Below are 19,295 nucleotides of genomic sequence, written 5' to 3'. Positions count from 1 at the left end.
CAGCACCATAAACCAAGTTGTTCCAGTAGAATTATTTGTTTCATTTGTATTTTGGTCAATTCGTAAAAAACAATACTTTTATCATTAATACAAATTAAAAAATACATGTCTAACACACTTTTGAAAGATATTGGCCTAGCTCTATTACGAATCTCAGCATCTGCAATGATGGCTGTTCATGGATATGGAAAATTGCAAATGTTAATCAATGGTGTTGAATTTGCGGACCCTATAGGTATAGGCGCAACACCTTCTTTATTTTTAGCTGTGCTAGCAGAGTTGGTTTGTCCAATTTTAATCATATTTGGCTTTAAGACCAGATGGGTAGCCATACCTACAGCTGTTACTATGGCAGTTGCAGCCTTCCTTATACATGGAGCAGACCCTTTTCAGAAGAAAGAGTTAGCCTTAATTTATTTTGCGGTATTCGTTTCTATTATTCTTTTAGGACCCGGAAAATTCAGTATAGACAAAAGATAACTTATAAAATTTTCACCAATAGTTCTTTTAAAAGATCTGCTTGTGAATTAACGTTAGCTCCTACTCCTTTTCCTTTCAAATCCATTTCACGAAGAGCAGATATAATTCCGCTTACTTTTCTCATAGGATAATTTCGTGCCGCTGTCTGAAACTCACCCACAAAATACGGGTTAATTCGTAGTGCGCTCGCAACACTTTTGGGAGAATGATCCTTTAAACCATGGTATTGCAAAAGCTGACTAAAAAAGGTATGTAATAAAGTAACGGTGAGAACAAATGGATTATCTTTTGGGTTTTGCGCAAAATAATTGATTATCCGCGTGGCTTTCAGCACATTTCTCTCACCAATGGCCTTTTTCAGCTCAAAATTATTATAATCTTTACTAATACCAATGTGAGCTTCAATCTCTGCTGGGGTAATCTCACTCTGTTTTGGCAATACCAGTTGAAGCTTTTCTATTTCATTATTAATACGGCTCAAGTCAGTTCCTAAATACTCAGTAAGTAGAATTGCAGCTTTATGAGAAATGTTGTATCCCCTTCCCTGTAAATTTTTCCTAATCCAATCAGAAACTTGGTTTTCGTATAGCTTTTTGCTCTCAAAAAGAACCCCAGCCTTTTGCACCGACTTATATAGCTTCTTACGCTTGTCTAATTTTTTGTACTTATAACAAACAACCAATACCGTTGTTACTTGGGGGTTATCTACATAAGCGGTCAAGTTTTCAATGGTGCGCACTAAATGCTGAGCCTCTTTAACAATGACTACTTGACGTTCTGCCATCATAGGATATCTTTTTGCATTAGCAACAATATCATCTATGGTTACATCTTTTCCATAAAGAACCATTTGATTAAAACCCTTTTCCTCTTCCGCAAGTAAATTTTTCTCAATATATGAGGCAATGGCATCAATATAATAGGGCTCCTCCCCAAATAAAAAATATATGGGTTTAATTATGCCGTTTTTAATATCGTTAACTATTTGTTTTGCTTCATCCATCCAAAAAAAATCATCAAATTTGCTATATGGTACCCCTTAATTTCCCTGAGTATAAATTCCGTTTCAAAAGTAGCGAAAATAACGTGCGTATTTTTGACACCATACGCAAAAAATTTGTGGTTCTGCAACCGGAAGAATGGGTAAGACAACATGTGGTTAATTATCTTGTGATAGAAAAAAAATACCCAAAAAGCTTAGTAAATGTGGAGAAACAGCTGATTATCAATAACATTAAAAAAAGGTATGATGTAGTTGTTTTTAATTCAGATGGGAGCATTCACATACTCGTAGAATGCAAAGCTCCCGAAATAAGTATTAGCCAAATTACCTTTGATCAAATAGCGCGCTATAACCTAGAACTTAAAGCAGACTTCCTGATGGTGACCAATGGACTTGACCATTTTTATTGTAAAATGGATTTTACGTCAGAAAAGTATACTTTTCTAAGGAATATTCCTGATTTTAGCCGTTAATTTGCCATCGTCTTGCGTATAGCCATAGTCATACTTAATTGGAACGGAGAGGTACTTCTTGAAAGGTACCTGCCATCGGTCATTCAATATTCCGATGGTGCAGATATATACGTTGTAGATAACGCATCTACGGATGGCTCTGTGGCTTTTGTTGAGACCAACTACCCTAATGTCACCGTTGTTCAAAACGCTAAAAATGGCGGATTTACCACAGGCTATAATATAGGCTTAAAAAGTGTTGAAGCAGATGTATACTGTCTTCTAAATTCTGATGTAGAAGTTACAGAGGGATGGTTAGAACCTATCATTAAAGCATTTAACGAAAATAAGGATGCGGCCATTATTCAGCCAAAAATCCTCGATTTGATGCGTAAAGATCATTTTGAATATGCAGGTGCAGGTGGTGGCTTCATTGATCAGCTGGGCTATCCGTTTTGTAGAGGTCGAATTTTTCAGGAACTAGAGGAAGACAAAGGTCAATATGATGATATTATTGAAATATTCTGGGCTACTGGAGCATGTATGTTCATTAAAAGTGATGTCTTTTGGGATTTAAAAGGTTTTGACGAAGATTACTTTGCCCATCAAGAAGAGGTTGATTTATGTTGGAGAGCAAAAAATAAGGGATATAAAATCTTATATGTAGGTACTTCTCATGTCTATCATTTGGGAGGTTCAACCCTAAGTAACATGAATCCGAAAAAGACTTTTCTTAATTTTAGAAATTCTCTTTTTTCCTTGATGAAAAACTTACCACGAAGAAAAGCATTGATTTTAGTACTCATACGCCTCTTGTCAGATGGTGTTGCGGCTTTACGCTTCATTTTTCAGCTAAAATTCACGCACTGTTTTGCCATTTTAAAGGCGCATTTAAGTTTTTATAGACATTTTGGAAAGATGTATAAAAGGCGTGAAAAAGCTAATTTTATCCCAAAGTATTATAAGGTGAAGTCCATTGTATGGCAGCATTTCGTACATCATATAAAGAATTTTAACGATTTAGTAAAACATTAACTAATTTTACCAATACTGAGCTTGACGATTATATAATTTTGTAGCTTAGTGACGCTTATAAAAAAATCAAATAACAAACATTAAATACTAGTAACTCTCATTATGAAGAAATTAATTTTAGGCTGTTTAGGAGTGACCTTGTTGTTGTCCTCATGTGTTTCACAGAAGAAGTATTCAGATTTAGAAACCAAGCACAAGGAAGCTCAGGATCTTTTAAATTCCGCAACGGTTAAATTGAACGATTGTTTAGAAGAAAAGGCTACTGCTAGTTCTAGACTAAAAACATTACAAGATCAGAATTCATTTTTAAAAGCGAATAACCAAGAGTTGATCAATAACATGGGCAACTTGACTACCTTGACATCTAAAGGTGCCGAGAACCTTGAGAAGTCTTTGGAAAGCTTACAAGAGAAAGATCTTACTATTCGTAAGTTACAAGATGCAATCACTAGAAGAGATTCTGTAAACCTTTCTTTGGTTCAGAGCTTAAAAGGTGTTTTAGGTAACTTAGATGACGAAGACATTCAAATTAGTGTAGAAAAAGGTGTTGTTTTTGTATCTATCTCAGATAAATTATTGTTTAGTAGTGGTAGCTACAATGTTACTAGCAAAGCAAAAAATATTCTTGGAAAAGTTGCACAAGTTGTGAACAACAAGCCAGATTTTGAGTTTATGGTAGAAGGCCATACTGATGATGTTCCTTACGGAAGACATGGCGTTTTATTAGACAACTGGGATTTAAGTGTAAAGCGTGCTACTGCCGTAGTTAGAATTTTACAGAATGATTATAATGTTGACCCTAAGCGTATGACTGCTGCCGGTAGATCAGAGTATGTTCCTGTTTCTACAACTGAAAAATCAAAAAACAGAAGAACACGTATTGTTGTACTTCCTAAAATTGATCAGTTCTATAGCATGATTGAAGAAGGTATGGATGATCCTGCCATCAACAACTAAGAAGCTATAAAAGCATAAGTAAAAACCGCTACTTAAATTAAGTAGCGGTTTTTTTATGTCCAATATTCTCGTTTTATAAATAAACAACTAATACCCAACTTAAAAGATATCTAGACTACCCTTGCCTTCCCTAAGAACTTCAGGCTCGCCAGTAGACAGATCAATCACTGTAGACGCCATATTATCTCCATATCCGCCATCAATCACAACATCTACCAAATTCTCCCACTTCTCATAAATGAGTTCCGGATCGGTAGTATACTCCAATAAATCATCATCATCCCTAATAGAAGTTGACACTATAGGGTTGCCCAAACCCTCCACAAGAGCTTTAGCTATAGAATTATAAGGCACACGAATGCCTACGGTCTTTTTCTTTTTAAAGTCTTTAGGCAAATTTGTATTACCCGGAAGAATAAAAGTATACGGACCAGGTAATGCCCTTTTCAATATTTTAAATGTAGCCGTGTCTATTTGACGCACATAATCAGAAAGATTGCTGAGATCCTCACATATAAAAGACCAATTGGCCTTGGCTAATTTTATACCCTTTATTCGGGCTATTTTTTCAAGTGCACGCGAGTTGGTAATATCACACCCCAAACCATAAACGGTATCTGTAGGATAGATAACCAAACCTCCTTTTCTTAGTACCTCCACTACCCTATTAATTTCTTTAGGGTTAGGGTTCTCTTCGTAAATTCTTATAAACTCAGCCATAACATTATCATCATTAACTCCACTTCAAAAATAATCCATTTTTCTTTATCCAATTTGGCTAACCAATTTATTCCCATAACTAAACCAAAAGAACAAAATTTCACCAAAAACCGTTCATCGAATTATACAAATAAAATATAGCGTAAAACGTTATAAAAATCGATGAAATAAAACTAAAGACCCTATTTTATGAAACTCTCCCCCTTATTTAAATTATCAATGTGTTTTCTTTTAATTTTTGTCTCGTGCTCTAAAGATTCTAATGAAACCGAAGAAACACAATCAAAAAGTGACAAGAATGAATTACTGGAATTTAGCGTAACTATTCAAGACACAAAAAATCAACTAGTGATCAATTCCAATGAAATCTTACACACATTTCCTGCTGAAATTAATCTGACGGGTTTAACTCCTGTAATAACCATTTCAGAAAAAGCAACAATCTCGCCAAAATCCGGTGTTGCACAAGACTTTACCAAAGAAGTAATTTATACGGTTACCGCGGAAAACGGCACCACCAATATTTATAAAGTTAACCTTGCCAATGAAGACGAAGATGCCGAAAACAAAAATGTCGTTTTTAGTTTCATGAATCTGGCTGAAGGTAGAAGTAATTTTAACCATATTAAACAACCGGAAGCTGAGGCAGATTCAATTCAGTATCGTATTCCATATCTAAGCAATATTCCGGCTCTAAAGCTTCACCTTAATCTTCCTGAGGGAGCTACTAGTATACCTAAATCTGACGAAACATTAGACTTTACCAATCCAGTTACTTATACGGTTACTTTCCATTCAGGAGACTCTAAGAAATATATTGTTAGTGTGGACAATCGTCTTGATCAAGTTGAGCTACCACCTTTTAGCATAAATATGTTTGCCGATAAAGCACCTGGCGAAACCATTACTTTTAACGCCTATCCCACCAATCCAATTTTGGACAGTGTTAAAGTCAATTTGATAAACAGCCATACCCGTGAAAGTACACCGTTAATTGTTGAAAAGATTGAAAATACATCCTATAGAAGTGATGCTGTAACAGCTAGATTACCAGAATCATATTTAAATGGAAGGTATGAGATTGAGATTTTTATTGAACATGATAATAGTACAGAAACTAATGATAGTGACCTTCGTTTTAGCAAAGGAACACCCAACTTTAGCCATGCTAGTATTAATGGCGAATTGGACAGGGTTATAAGCCGCCCTGGAGCTCACATTTCTGCTAATTTGTACTTAGATCATTCTCGCTTAGAAGATTATACTTTTAGCCTCAAAAAGGATGGTGTAGCATATGAATTTACAAATGCAACCTATAGCTCTGGGTCCGGTAATGAGAGTTTTGTTCTCACCCTTCCTGACCTGGATACTGCAGATGCGCCCAACGGTATCGATTACAAATTTGCTATTCATCTTGATGGAGAAATATATGAATACAATCTTATAGACTACTGGGGAAAAGCTATCCCAGTGGTTTCTGGAGGAAGTCCTAAAAATGCATCCGTTAGCAAAAATGTATATACAAAAGGTGATATGCTGACCGTTACCGGAGAAAACCTATACTTTGCAAATAAGGGAGAGTATATATTTAGAGAGTTTTCTGAAATAGTTTTAGCATCAACGGATGCTAGCGGAAAAGACCTTTCATATCGTTTTCCAGTAGAGTCAAACAGTGAAAATACTCTGAGCCTTCCGATTCCGGATAAAGTTCAGAGTGGCAGTTATGAACTTAAATTGAAAAATAACCTTATAGGGTACAATAACAATAATGATGCTGAGACAGGTATAGAGATTGAAATATTACAACCCGCTTCAACACATCCTACACTAGTTGTAACCGAAGCCATTATAGGTGTTAAGTCAGATAAACCATTTTACAAACAAGCAAGAATAACATTCAATGAAAGCATTGAAGGCATTCAGGTTGATGAAATACTTTTTGTAGAAAATTCGTTGAGTGTGAAGAACTTCTTAAACTACCCTACTTCTGTAGTAACAGGCCAACTAGAGGATAATTATCTTAATGAAATGGATCAAAAAAGTGATGGTAAGGTCTTGGTTACTGATAATGGAGTAACCTATGAAATTCCTTTCTCAATTGTTTTTCAGCATTAACATACCCCGCCCACATATATGACAAATAGAAAAACCCCATGAAATCTATTCATGGGGCTTTTTGTTTCATGTAAAACTACCTCCGGGCAAGTCCACTAGGCATTTAATCTCGGTTATCGAGAAAAATAGTTATCAATTAGCTTATTACCTCTAACTTAGCAAAACGAAGTAGCAATTTCTTTATATCTCCTTTTTCAAATTGAATTTCGGCTTTTCTATCGTTACCTATGCCTTCAATTTTTATTACTTTACCACGACCAAAACGAGTGTGGTTAATAACACTGCCTTCAGCTAAATTTGGGTCTACAGAATTGGTATTCCCAACAGGAGTAGCCAGTTCAGGTTTCAATTTTCTTAACTTCCTAAGCTGTGTTTCATTCGGTTTTTTACGGCTAGGAGGTGTTCCGCCTACTGGTTTAGCCTGCCTTAATCTACTTTTATCTACTTCCCCAAAAATATCATTATCCAAAAGTGGCTTGTAGCGATACCCAGTATCAATTGGCGTAAGGTTCTCTACATATTTTTCATCGATTTCCTCTAAAAACCGACTCGGTTCAGCGTCTATCAATTTTCCCCATCGGTATCTATTTTGGGTATATGTAAGATAGGCCTGTTTCTCTGCACGCGTTAATGCTACGTAAAACAACCTTCGCTCCTCTTCCAATTCACTACGGGTATTCATACTCATGCCGGAAGGAAAAAGGTCTTCCTCCATCCCAACAATATACACATACGGAAATTCAAGCCCCTTAGCTAGATGAATAGTCATCAAAGCCACGCGATCATCATCTCCCTTGTCATTATCCAAATCGGTTGCCAGGGCAACATCCTCCAGAAACTCACTAATACTACCAGTAGCTTCGTCTATTTCTTTCTGCCCCTCAACAAAATCTTTAATACCGTTGAGCAGCTCTTCAATATTCTCCATCTTGCCAATTCCTTCTGGTGTACCATCCTTTTTAAACTCTAAAAGAACACCTGTTTTTTTGGCCACATGTTCGGCTAAAACAAAAGCATCGGTTGTTTTGTTCATGATTTGAAAACTTTGGATCATGGTGGTAAAATCCTGAAGTTTTCGTTGCGTACCAGCATTAATTTTTAAATTAATCTTATCAAGGTTTTGAATAACCTCAAAAATAGAACGATTATAATGATTGGCTGCCACCGTTAGCTTATCTAAAGTGGTTTGACCTATACCACGAGCAGGGAAATTGATAATCCGTTTTAGCGCTTCCTCATCTTTAGGGTTAATGATCAAGCGCAAATAACTTAAAACGTCCTTAATTTCTTTACGTTGATAAAAAGAAAGTCCACCGTAAATACGGTAGGGAATATCACGCTTTCTTAAGGCATCTTCAATAGCACGTGATTGCGAGTTGGTACGGTACAAAACTGCAAACTGACCATTATCTAATTGTTCGTTCATTTTGTGATCCCAAATGGAACCCGCAACGAACCTACCTTCTTCTGCATCAGTGGTACTCCTGTGTATTTTTATGCTTCCGCCATCATCATTTGAGGTCCAAACTACTTTCTCTAACTGCTCTTTATTATTCGCAATTATGGAATTGGCTGCGTTTACAATATTTCTAGTAGACCTGTAATTCTGTTCTAGACGATACATACCTACATTGTCGTAATCTTTCTGGAAATTTAAGATATTACTAATGTTAGCACCACGGAAAGAATAAATACTCTGTGCATCATCACCCACAACGCAAATGTTATGAAAACGATCTGCAAGAGCTTTTACAATAAGATATTGCGAGTGGTTGGTATCTTGGTACTCATCTACCAAAATATACCTAAACCGATCCTGATATTTTGCCAATACTTCAGGGAAACGATTTAATAGTTCGTTTGTACGAAGTAAAAGGTCATCAAAATCCATTGCACCCGCTTTAAAACAGCGGTCTACATAATTTTGGTATATCTCTCCTATTCTAGGTCTTTTAGCCATGGCATCTGCCTCTACCAAATCAGGATTGTTCAAATATGCTTTAACCGTAATAAGGCTATTCTTAAAAGACGAAATACGGTTCTGTACTTGTTTATACTTATAAATGTCCTTGTCAAGCCCCATTTCTTTAATTATGGAAGCTAATAAACGCTGAGAGTCTTGTGTATCATAAATGGTGAAATTACTCGGGAAGCCTAATTTATCTCCATCATACCGCAACAACTTTGCAAAAACAGAGTGAAACGTTCCCATCCAAAGGTTTTTGGTCTCGGATCTACCCGCGATCTTAGCAATACGCTCTTTCATTTCACGCGCCGCCTTATTGGTAAAGGTCAGTGCCAAAATATTGAAAGGGTCAACGCCTTGCTGCATTAAGTAGGCAATCCGAAAGGTAAGCACTCTTGTCTTGCCAGACCCTGCACCCGCAATAACCATTAGTGGACCGTCTTTGTGAAGAACGGGCGCTCTTTGGGCATCGTTCAATTCATCTATGAAATTCTTCAATTTGCTAGAGTATTTTTTAGAATTGTGAATTTAACCATAAATAGGCTTATCCTAAAATGATGTTGATTTCTTTTATAAACAGTATGGACAAATAACTGTTAAAATAAAGGAAGACCACAAAAGTTATACTTATGTGGTCTTTAAAATATGATTTTACGAAAAACTCAATATAGAGAGCTATATGATAGTTCTTTCCTTCTTAACGAATTATACATTGAACCTAAAGTGCATTACATCGCCATCCTTAACTATGTATTCTTTACCTTCTACTCGCATTTTACCGGCTTCCTTTACTTTAGCTTCGCTACCAAACTGTACATAGTCATTGTAAGCAATAACTTCTGCGCGAATAAAGCCTTTCTCAAAATCTGTATGTATAACACCTGCTGCCTGTGGAGCAGTTGCACCAACAGGAATAGTCCATGCACGTACTTCTTTTACACCCGCAGTAAAATAGGTTTCTAAATCTAATAATTTATAAGCCCCACGGATTAACTTGGCAGAACCAGGTTCTTCAAGGCCCAGATCTTCTAGGAACATTTGACGCTCTTCATATGTTTCTAACTCTGTAATATCTGCTTCTGTTCCAACGGCCAAAACAACTACTTCAGCATTTTCTTGAGCAACGGCAGCTTTTACTTTTTCAACATAGTCATTTCCTGTAGCAGCCGCTGCTTCATCAACATTACAAACATACATTACAGGTTTATCCGTAATGAATTGTAATGGTTTTACATATTCTTCTCTATCATCATCAGAAATATCAATGGCACGAACAGACGTTCCTGCTTCTAATCCTGCTTTCAATTTTAAAAGAACAGCTTCTTCTTTTTGAGCTTCTTTATTACCCGTTTTGGCAGCACGTTTTACCTTATCCAGTTTTTTGTCTACTGTTTCAAGGTCTTTTAGCTGCAACTCCATATCAATGGTCTCTTTGTCCCTTATAGGGTCTACAGAACCATCCACATGCACAATATTATCATCATTAAAACAACGTAATACATGCAGAATAGCGTCAGTTTCGCGGATGTTCCCCAAAAACTGATTACCTAATCCTTCTCCTTTACTTGCTCCTTTTACCAAACCTGCAATATCAACAATTTCAACAGTTGCCGGGAGAACACGCTCTGGATCAACTAAAGACTCTAATTTTTGCAATCTTGCATCGGGTACATTAACAACCCCAATATTAGGTTCTATGGTACAAAAAGGAAAATTGGCGCTTTGCGCTTTGGCATTGGAGAGACAATTAAAAAGGGTTGATTTTCCTACGTTTGGCAACCCGACGATACCTGCTTTCATGTAATTGAACGTTAAATTTTAGAAGCGATTGACGCTTTTGATCTTTCGTTTTTCTTTTTCAGGTTGCAAAGATAACGTATAAAGGCATATATAGACCTCAAAAATTAAGAAACAAAAAACCCGAGCATTGCTCGGGTTTTATTCTTGGTCTTTCGACCGGAAAAGTTCTTTAATTTACTAACCGTCGGGGTGCATGAATTTTTGCTTTGCCAATAGCGTTTCTTCAGACTCTACATGGTCTTCATCCGGTACACAACAGTCTACAGGGCATACCGCTGCGCACTGCGGCTCTTCATGAAAGCCCATACATTCCGTACACTTATCTGGTGAAATATAATAAATCTCATCACTAATAGGTTCTTGCACCTCTTCTGCATTTACAGCTTTCCCATCAGGAAGCACTACATCGCCTTCAAGAGAAGTACCATCATTATAGCGCCATTCATCAGCACCTTCGTAAATTGCAGTATTAGGGCATTCCGGCTCACAAGCTCCGCAATTAATACATTCATCCGTTATAACTATTGCCATATTATTCAATTTAAGCTGAACAGACTTAAAAGCTGTTCGTTATATTTTCATTTCGTAATCAAAAAGAAAAATCAATTCAGTATTCTTACTTTTGCACAAAGGTACTTCGGAATACAATTTTGAACAAATATATGAACGACCATCACAAAACTTTTATTGCATTTGTTAAACTCGGCCACTTTCTAAGGCAGTTTGTTACATCAGAAACACCAACGGACGAACGGTCTCAAAAATTAGACGATGCCATTACTTTGTCCAGACATAAAAACGGTTGGTTTACAAGAGAAAATGTTGTCCACTCACTAAAAAGCTGGGGAGAACTATTAACGGAAGAAAACCTTTCTGCTTGGTTGGTGTCTTATGATTTGAATAAGAATAGTCCAAAAACCGTAGCGTTGATTATGGCAGGAAATATTCCGTTAGTCGGTTTTCATGATTTTTTATCAGTACTCATCACAGGAAATAAAGTGTTGGTTAAATTATCTTCCAATGATAATGTACTTATTTTGTTTTTAAACAGTTACCTCTGCTCTATTGAACCTGTATTTAAAGAAACAATTGAGATAGTAGATGGAAAACTGAAAGGCTTTGACGCTGTAATCGCTACGGGAAGTAATAATACTTCCCGCTATTTTGAACACTATTTCAGCAAAGGTCCTCATATTATACGGAAGAATAGAAATTCTATTGCTGTACTGACCGGAAATGAATCAAAGCAACAACTGAATGCTTTGGGCGAGGATATTTTTAGATATTACGGATTAGGGTGCCGTAGTGTGAGCAAAGTTTTTGTTCCTGAAGAGTATGATTTTGCTACGCTTTTTGAAGCAATTTACCCATACCACCCCATTGTAGACCATGATAAATATGCTAATAATTACGATTATAATAAGGCTGTTTACCTTATGTCCGAATTCAAAATACTAGATAATGGGTTTCTTATCTTAAAAGAAGACAAGAGCTATTCCTCTCCTATTGCTTCTCTATTTTATGAGCGTTATAAAAATTTAGATTCATTAAAAGAACGTCTCGCTACAGACTCAAATGAATTGCAGTGTATTGTAGGAGAACATGTTACCAAAGAAGAAATAGCTTTTGGGCTAACCCAAAAACCTTCCTTAAGTGACTATGCGGACAATATAGATACTGTTGATTTCCTGTTAAGAACCTAGTAGATTTTTTGTTAATACATAACTCTATTTTCCTTTAAATTGAAGACCTTTACCTCTTAAATTTTTATAAGCCTTATGAAAAAACATAATTTTAGTGCCGGCCCATGTATTTTGCCTCAAGAAGTATTATTAAAAGCTTCAGAAGCTATAATGGATTTTAATGGCTCGGGGCTTTCCCTAATAGAGATTTCACATCGTAGTAAAGATTTTGTAGAAGTAATGGAAAATGCTAGAAGCTTGGCTATTGAGCTTTTAGGATTAGAAGGAAAGGGATATTCAGCAATCTTTCTTCAAGGTGGTGCTAGCATGCAGTTTTTAATGACGGCCTACAACCTTCTAGAAAAAAAAGCCGGATATCTTAACACGGGTACTTGGAGCGAAAAAGCCATTAAAGAAGCCAAAATGTTCGGTGAAATTGTTGAGGTTGGCTCTTCAAAAGATGAAAATTTCAATTATATACCAAAAGGGTATTCAATTCCCGAGGGACTTGACTATTTACACCTGACTTCAAACAATACTATTTTTGGAACGCAAATAAAGAAATTTCCAAACACCAATGTACCATTGGTATGCGACATGAGTTCAGATATTTTCTCTCGTCAATTGGATTTTTCTCAGTTCGATTTAATTTACGCAGGAGCCCAAAAGAATATGGGGCCGGCAGGAGCTACTCTAGTGGTTATAAAAGATGATGTTCTAGGTAAAGTTTCCAGACAAATTCCTAGCATGTTGAATTACCAAGTACACATTTCAAAAGACAGTATGTTTAATACACCTCCTGTTTTTGCGGTTTACACTTCTATGTTAACTTTAGAATGGTTGAAAAATGCAGGTGGTATTACTGCTATTGACGAAATTAACGAGAAGAAAGCACAGTTAATTTATTCTGAAATTGACCTAAATCCTGTTTTTAAAGGTTATGCAAATAAAGAAGACCGTTCTAACATGAACGCTACTTTTAATTTGACAGATGATAAACTAAAAGATACTTTTGATGCCCTATGTAAAGAAGCTGGCATAAATGGTATAAATGGTCACCGTTCTGTTGGTGGTTACCGTGCCTCTATGTATAATGCACTCTCACTAGAGAGCGTAGGTGTTCTTGTAGATGTTATGAGCGAAATGGAAAGAAAAGGGTAGACAAACCCTAGTCACTATAGTTTTAAAAATACGTCCGTTAGTACATACCAACGGACGATATTTTTTTATTGAGAGTAATACTAATAAATTTTCCGAATAGAATGAAGATACTTGCAAACGACGGAATAGCAAAACCTGGCATAAAAGCACTTGAAGACTCCGGTTTTGAAGTGCTTACTACCACAGTGGCTCAAAAGCAGTTACAAAATTTTATAAATGAAAACGACATTTCGGCTTTACTGGTACGAAGCGCCACACAGGTAAGAAAAGACCTTATTGATAACTGCCCTACCCTTAAATTGATAGGTAGAGGCGGTGTTGGTATGGATAATATTGATGTGGAATACGCCAAAGAAAAAGGACTACACGTCATTAACACACCGGCTGCTTCATCATCTTCTGTAGCAGAACTCGTTTTTGCACATCTCTTTGGAGGTGTTCGCTATTTACACGATGCCAATAGAAATATGCCCCTTGAAGGCGATAGCAACTTCAAAAGCTTAAAAAAATCTTATGCTTCCGGAATAGAGCTTCGCGGGAAAACTTTAGGAATAATTGGTTTTGGAAGAATAGGTCAAGCTACCGCCAAAATAGCCATAGGTGTTGGTATGAAAGTTATTTTTTACGACCCATATCTAGAACAAGCATCAATTGACGTTGCATTTTACGACGGACAATCGGCAACCTTTAATCTTGAGTCTCAAACAAAAGAAACACTAGTATCTACCTCGGACTTTATAACCCTTCATGTTCCCGCTCAAAAGAACTATGTTTTAGGAAAAGAAGAGTTTGAAATGATGAAACCAGGTGTTGGTATTATAAATGCTGCACGTGGCGGAGTTTTGGATGAAGTTGCCCTTGTTGATGCTTTGGAAAATGGTAATGTCATTTTTGCCGGTCTTGATGTTTACGAGTCAGAGCCCAATCCGGAAATTAGAATACTTATGCATCCTAATATCTCCCTAACTCCACATATTGGAGGAGCTACTGGAGAAGCTCAAAACCGAATTGGAACGGAATTAGCAGAACAGATTATCTCGCTCCTAAAATAAATAGAGAAATTTTTAAAATACAAAACGCCTCGTTGATCTATTGTTTTCAACGAGGTTTTTTTACGTTTTATCCATGCCTAAAAATCGATCATTAAGTTAATTTAACCATTAAAATAACAGCATTAAAAACTTGTAAAATAATACATTACCACTTTTTGAAACCTTTATTTTTTCTTTGCTACATATTGTTCTTTTTCTCTTTACACAATTTTGAAGAAATCTTTTTCGTAAATTGTTATCCAATTATAAAACACTAAGCATTATGTCAGGATTATTAGATTTATTAAGTAGCCCAATGGGCAAACAGTTAATAAGTGGTGTAGCCAGCCAGACCGGTAACTCTACGGACCAAACAGGCAGTGTATTAAGTATGGCCTTGCCAGTTTTAATGGGCGCAATGAAAAAAAACGCATCCTCTCCAGAAGGTGCTCAGGGTTTAATGAGTGCCCTTTCAGGGAAACATAACGGTGGTATTTTAGATAATCTTGGTGGCCTTTTTAGCGGTGGCGTAGACCAATCTGTTATGGATGATGGCGCAGGTATACTAGGTCATGTTTTAGGAGGCAAACAAGCTACCGTAGAAAATGCTTTAAGTCAAAAATCTGGAATGGACGCTGGCTCTGTTTCTACAATTTTAAAGGTAGCAGCCCCTATTCTTCTTGGATTTCTAGGCAAGCAAACACAAGAACAAAATATTAGTGACTCAAGTGGCATTGGCAACCTTCTTGGCGGACTAATGGGTGGCGGCGATTCTGGCAACCAACAACAATCATTAATAGAATCTTTCTTGGATTCTGATGGCGATGGTAGTATTCTTGACGATGTAGCTTCTATGGCTCTTGGTGGGAATAAAGGAGGTATTGGCGGTATGCTAGGTGGTTTATTCGGAAAATAATCGGAACACCTTACTAAAATACAAAAAGCCGCTTGTTCACACGAGCGGTTTTTTTTGTAAATTGATTTTTATCGCATTGCAGTTTTAAACAAGGACCAAGTCATGAAAAAGCTATATTTTCTTTTAGGAATAATTTCTTTCTTTACTTTATGCATCGTAAGTAGCTGCAAAACAACAAAAGAAACTGTTTCTATTTCTGAAGACGAAAAGGCTGCGTTTCAACAAAAAGAAGGCGACACTATTACCATTGCCGATGATTCCACCGAATATGAAATTATAATTATTGAGCCTGGATTTAATTTTTGGCTACAGAGTATAGCCAAGCCCCGTAATTTCTATTCACAATCATACATGGAAAATAGAAATCAGGTTTTCGTTACCAATTACAACCAAAGAGTTGCTCAACCCATGCGTTTTAACCCTAGTCTATATGAACAACAAATCAACTATGAACCTCATACGGATTATGGTTACGAAGTAAATTACAAGCTCTATAATTATTTTATTTATTTTCAACGAAAATACAATCAACGCCTAGGTCCTTTTGTACCAAGAATTTGATTGTTTATATTTGCGGGACATTCATGTTATGAAAAAATTAAAACAACGTTGGGGCATAGACTCTAATTTTCAGATTGCAGTTATTTTTTTGGTGTTTGCTATTACTGGCTCAACAGCGGCTAAATTGGCGGCTCCTGTAACAACATTCATAGGCCTTGATAGTGAAACTACAAACGTTTGGCTGTACTGGACGGCCCGTATATTACTTATATTCCCCATATACCAAGTACTCTTAGTGGCATTTGGATGGCTTTTTGGTCAGTTTCAATTCTTTTGGAATTTTGAAAAGAAAATGATCAGTAGAATTGGGCTCGGATTTCTTCTAAAGTAATTGGTGTATTTCTTAGTCTAATCTATGCGCACTTACTACTTTAATCAACTGAGTTAAATAAGATTATGAGCATCATTCAATATTCTCATTGCATTAAATAGATTTGAGTTCCGTTATCAATATACAAAATCACACTAGACTCTATTTTTAAACTCTTAATTCACTTAAATACATTAATTTACATGCATTTATTACATGTAATACTTTAATATTATTTCTCATTAAACTGCAGGACTATTTCAAGACAAGCATCCACTTAGAAAATCACTTTGAAATTAGTTTGCCTTCTTATTTTTCTGTCTGAAATTAAATCCATGAACAAGCTGACCGAAAAAGCTTTTGGGCAACTCATCATCACCTTCATAACCTAAAGGAACCAAACCGCTATCCTCTGGAATATAATCTGTTTTAAATATGTAATCCCACAAACTTAAACTTATACCATAATTAACCCCGTTCTTTCGATTTTCAGGAAGTTCGTACGCATGATGATATAAGTGCATAACCGGATTATTGAAAATATACTTCAATGGACCCCAAGTAAGTTTTATATTGGAATGGTTCAGATGACCGATAGAAATGGCAAAAAAATGAACTATATACGCTTGCTCAGGCTCAAATCCGCCTAAAATCATTACAGCAAAAGTTTTTAGCGGCTTGTAGAAGATGTTTTCCATCCAATGGTAACGCATGTGTGCAGCAAAACCCATCTCTTTCACACTATGGTGCACCTTGTGAAATTCCCATAAAAAGGCATACCTATGCAATAGCATATGGGTAAACCATTGCACAAAATCCAATAAGACAAAAAAGACTGCTAATTGTAATATGGACGGCCAATTTTCTATATTAAAAATAGCCAAAGTATTAAATGAAATTACCGTATCTAAAAACAACATTTCCAACAACTTATAAAACCCACTAATAGCAATAGTAAATAAAAAGAAATTGAAAAAAATATAGAACGCATCTAACCAAAAATCACTCCTGAAAATCGCCTGATTTTTCCGCCAAGGAAAAGCAATTTCAAGAATCCAAACTAGAATAGACAGCAATATAATTCCCCAAAAATAATTGGTATACCAAGGCACATCAAACAGAATAGATTTCCATGTCCAATTTAGAGTTCCTATAAAGGAATTCAGAAATGCATCTAAATATTTTTCCATGGTTTTGGATTGGTTAGCTCTAAACTAGTCGGTAAAAAAGGTTTAATCTTTCAATTCATACCAATCAACATCAGTAAGAACCTCTCTTCTACCCTTCTTTTTAGGTGGGTAATTAGTCACCAAATAATCGATGATTATATCCTCATTTTTACCCAAATCCCATAAGTTTTGGGTTTCCTGCATCCATTTGATGGTCGTTTTCCATCGTTCCTTATTCATTCGGTTTTGCATTACCAGTTTTGCAGAATGACAATTTGTACAGTTTTGAACAGTCTCCATCATCCCTGGTGCTTCAACAAAACCAGTACGCACATGAATACCGTCTTCTATTTTATCAAAATCATCTTCTTCTGCCGGTACCGAAACGATATCAGGATCTGGCACTGTACTTTTAAAAGTAGACATAGTAGGGTCTGCCATAAAGTAAATCATAGCCACTGAAAAAAGAGCTACTACTACGCAAGTCAAAATTAATATACGATAAAACCCCTGAAACTCCTGCTTCAGTTTGTCGTGATTATGTTTTTTCATCTACGCAATTTTTACGGCTATCCTATGACACGCGTTATTTAAATATCCCTTCGGATTCCAACCTGGCAACAGCATAGGTTGACTAACTCCTGTAGCATCCGTTGCTTTTGCCCACACCTCATAATACCCTTCTTGAGGAAATTCTACCTCTGCAGAGAAATGCTGCCATGCTAATCTGTTGGCAGGCTTATCCAAGCTACATGATTTCCAAGTAGCTCCAAAATCTATGGAAAATTCCATTTTAGCCACTTCCAATTCACCCGCCCAAGCATGACCTCTAACGGTTAATTTTTTCCCTTTGGAGATAGTGGCGCCAGATTTAGGGTAGGTTATCAATGATTTTACCGGCATAGATTCAATGATGCACATATCTTCATCTGCTACTTTTTCACCAGGGGCTACAGGTTTACAAGGCACCCTGTACGCCGTACCAGTCATTTTAGTGCCGTCATGTACTATATTTCTAATACTAATACGTTGCAGCCATTTCCCTGAAACCGAAGCAGGCCAACCACCAGCAATAACACGAAGTGGATAACCGTGCACCAACGGAATGTCCTCTCCGTTCATTTTAAAAGCCAATATAGTTTCATCCTGAAGCGCCTTTGCCATTGGAGCACCTCTAGAAATGGGCTCTTTACCAGGGTCCCGACTTAAATGTACATCTGCAGCGTGATACCCAAAATAAACGGCATCATCCTTTATTCCGACATCCTCAAGCACATCACGCAATCTAATTCCTGTCCAACTGGCGCAATAAACTGCTCCTATTGTCCATTGATTCCCTTTTGCAGGGGGATCAAACTCACTCCTTCCATTACCTCCACACTCTAGTGTTAATTGGTATGTATGTTGTTTAAATTTAGATTTTAGCTCTGCAAGAGTATACGTCTTCTTCTGTTTTACAGATTCTCCATCTATGGTGAGCGTCCAGTTATTTACATCAATCTCTTCTGGTATAAGTCCATTGTTACGAACAAAAATAGCCCTGTTAGGAGTAATCTTATCGTCTAAAAGATGAGCCTGAGCTTCCATGTTCCATGGTTTGTCATTCAGAACCACCATGTCCTCATCTTTTTTAAACAATTTAAAAGGGTCTGGATCTTGAAGAGCCAATGGAATATAATTTTCGGTCATTTTAGAACCGTAAACAATATCGGCTCCCACAATACTGGCCAAAGATGCAAGCGCAGCCTTACCAATAAACTTTCTTCTTTGCATAAAATCTAGGTCTGGGTTTTACTCAAAGTTATAGCTATTTAATATACCCCTCTATGCTATTTTAAGAATTTAATTTTTTTTTAAGGTTTTAGTTGTGTTACTCTCAAAAAAGATTGAACAAAACCAGCTTACCATTGTTGAGCCTATTAAACATAATAGATGAG

At 36.5% G+C, this 19,295-nt stretch carries 19 protein-coding genes; 11 read left to right on the top strand and 8 right to left on the bottom strand.

The features are described 5' to 3' along the window. The first annotated feature begins 105 nt into the window (after window positions 1-105). Window positions 106-480, top strand: coding sequence for a DoxX family protein (locus IWC72_RS15885; RefSeq protein ID WP_194527158.1), 375 nt, complete (start codon window positions 106-108; stop codon window positions 478-480). A gap of 1 nt (window position 481) precedes the next feature. Here the strand turns inward: IWC72_RS15885 and holA are convergent, their stop codons facing one another. Then, complete coding sequence (holA, locus tag IWC72_RS15880; protein ID WP_194530424.1) at window positions 482-1,483, bottom strand: DNA polymerase III subunit delta; 1,002 nt, start codon at window positions 1,481-1,483, stop codon at window positions 482-484. Window positions 1,484-1,509: 26 nt separating this feature from the next. Between holA and IWC72_RS15875 the strand changes: the two genes are divergently transcribed. The 3 genes from IWC72_RS15875 (at window position 1,510) to IWC72_RS15865 (ending at window position 3,927) form a co-directional block, all read left to right on the top strand. Further along, a complete protein-coding gene (locus tag IWC72_RS15875) occupies window positions 1,510-1,956 on the top strand; it encodes a type I restriction enzyme HsdR N-terminal domain-containing protein (protein ID WP_194527156.1) in 447 nt (148 codons plus the stop codon). 12 nt (window positions 1,957-1,968) lie between these two features. After that, on the top strand, window positions 1,969-2,970 hold the full coding sequence (locus IWC72_RS15870; RefSeq protein ID WP_194530423.1) for a glycosyltransferase family 2 protein: 1,002 nt from the start codon (window positions 1,969-1,971) through the stop codon (window positions 2,968-2,970). Between the two features lie 102 nt (window positions 2,971-3,072). Continuing rightward, a complete protein-coding gene (locus IWC72_RS15865; RefSeq protein ID WP_194527154.1) occupies window positions 3,073-3,927 on the top strand; it encodes an OmpA/MotB family protein in 855 nt (284 codons plus the stop codon). 99 nt (window positions 3,928-4,026) lie between these two features. Here IWC72_RS15865 and IWC72_RS15860 read toward each other — a convergent pair whose 3' ends face one another. Then, complete coding sequence (locus IWC72_RS15860; protein ID WP_194530422.1) at window positions 4,027-4,647, bottom strand: L-threonylcarbamoyladenylate synthase; 621 nt, start codon at window positions 4,645-4,647, stop codon at window positions 4,027-4,029. 219 nt (window positions 4,648-4,866) lie between these two features. On the opposite strand from IWC72_RS15860, the gene IWC72_RS15855 reads away from it, so the two are divergent. After that, entirely contained in the window at window positions 4,867-6,762 is a 1,896-nt protein-coding gene (locus IWC72_RS15855; RefSeq protein ID WP_194530421.1) for a DUF5018 domain-containing protein, read from the top strand. Window positions 6,763-6,898: 136 nt separating this feature from the next. Here the strand turns inward: IWC72_RS15855 and IWC72_RS15850 are convergent, their stop codons facing one another. From IWC72_RS15850 to IWC72_RS15840, 3 genes are all read right to left on the bottom strand, one after another. Beyond that, window positions 6,899-9,226, bottom strand: coding sequence for an ATP-dependent helicase (locus IWC72_RS15850; protein ID WP_194527151.1), 2,328 nt, complete (start codon window positions 9,224-9,226; stop codon window positions 6,899-6,901). 207 nt (window positions 9,227-9,433) lie between these two features. Further along, the gene (gene ychF / locus IWC72_RS15845; protein ID WP_194527150.1) at window positions 9,434-10,528 is read right to left on the bottom strand and encodes a redox-regulated ATPase YchF; all 1,095 of its coding nucleotides are present in this window, start codon (window positions 10,526-10,528) and stop codon (window positions 9,434-9,436) included. Between the two features lie 177 nt (window positions 10,529-10,705). Next, entirely contained in the window at window positions 10,706-11,059 is a 354-nt protein-coding gene (locus tag IWC72_RS15840; RefSeq protein WP_194527149.1) for a 4Fe-4S dicluster domain-containing protein, read from the bottom strand. Between the two features lie 131 nt (window positions 11,060-11,190). Here IWC72_RS15840 and IWC72_RS15835 point away from each other — a divergent pair, with 131 nt between their 5' ends. The 6 genes from IWC72_RS15835 to IWC72_RS15810 all read left to right on the top strand — a co-directional run bounded on the left by IWC72_RS15835 (window position 11,191) and on the right by IWC72_RS15810 (window position 16,210). Continuing rightward, entirely contained in the window at window positions 11,191-12,231 is a 1,041-nt protein-coding gene (locus IWC72_RS15835; protein ID WP_194530420.1) for an acyl-CoA reductase, read from the top strand. Between the two features lie 75 nt (window positions 12,232-12,306). Further along, complete coding sequence (gene serC, locus IWC72_RS15830; RefSeq protein ID WP_194527147.1) at window positions 12,307-13,371, top strand: 3-phosphoserine/phosphohydroxythreonine transaminase; 1,065 nt, start codon at window positions 12,307-12,309, stop codon at window positions 13,369-13,371. A 101-nt stretch (window positions 13,372-13,472) separates the two neighbouring features. Next, the gene (locus IWC72_RS15825; RefSeq protein ID WP_194527146.1) at window positions 13,473-14,423 is read left to right on the top strand and encodes a D-2-hydroxyacid dehydrogenase; all 951 of its coding nucleotides are present in this window, start codon (window positions 13,473-13,475) and stop codon (window positions 14,421-14,423) included. 262 nt (window positions 14,424-14,685) lie between these two features. Further along, complete coding sequence (locus IWC72_RS15820; protein WP_194527145.1) at window positions 14,686-15,318, top strand: DUF937 domain-containing protein; 633 nt, start codon at window positions 14,686-14,688, stop codon at window positions 15,316-15,318. Between the two features lie 102 nt (window positions 15,319-15,420). Beyond that, window positions 15,421-15,879, top strand: a complete 459-nt coding sequence (locus tag IWC72_RS15815; RefSeq protein WP_194527144.1) for a DUF6146 family protein — start codon at window positions 15,421-15,423, stop codon at window positions 15,877-15,879. Window positions 15,880-15,907: 28 nt separating this feature from the next. Next, the gene (locus IWC72_RS15810) at window positions 15,908-16,210 is read left to right on the top strand and encodes a DUF6787 family protein (protein WP_194527143.1); all 303 of its coding nucleotides are present in this window, start codon (window positions 15,908-15,910) and stop codon (window positions 16,208-16,210) included. 275 nt (window positions 16,211-16,485) lie between these two features. Here the strand turns inward: IWC72_RS15810 and IWC72_RS15805 are convergent, their stop codons facing one another. The 3 genes from IWC72_RS15805 to IWC72_RS15795 are packed head-to-tail and all read right to left on the bottom strand — an operon-like array spanning window position 16,486 to window position 19,131. After that, entirely contained in the window at window positions 16,486-17,379 is an 894-nt protein-coding gene (locus tag IWC72_RS15805) for a sterol desaturase family protein (RefSeq protein ID WP_194530419.1), read from the bottom strand. Between the two features lie 42 nt (window positions 17,380-17,421). Further along, window positions 17,422-17,910, bottom strand: coding sequence for a monoheme cytochrome C (locus IWC72_RS15800; protein ID WP_194527141.1), 489 nt, complete (start codon window positions 17,908-17,910; stop codon window positions 17,422-17,424). Beyond that, window positions 17,911-19,131, bottom strand: coding sequence for a sulfite oxidase (locus IWC72_RS15795; protein WP_194530418.1), 1,221 nt, complete (start codon window positions 19,129-19,131; stop codon window positions 17,911-17,913). Between the last annotated feature and the right edge of the window lie 164 nt (window positions 19,132-19,295).

Source organism: Zobellia roscoffensis (assembly GCF_015330165.1).
Taxonomy (GTDB): Bacteria; Bacteroidota; Bacteroidia; order Flavobacteriales; family Flavobacteriaceae; genus Zobellia; species Zobellia roscoffensis.
Note: the sequence above shows the minus strand (reverse complement) of the source record. Positions and strands in the feature narration are given on the sequence as shown.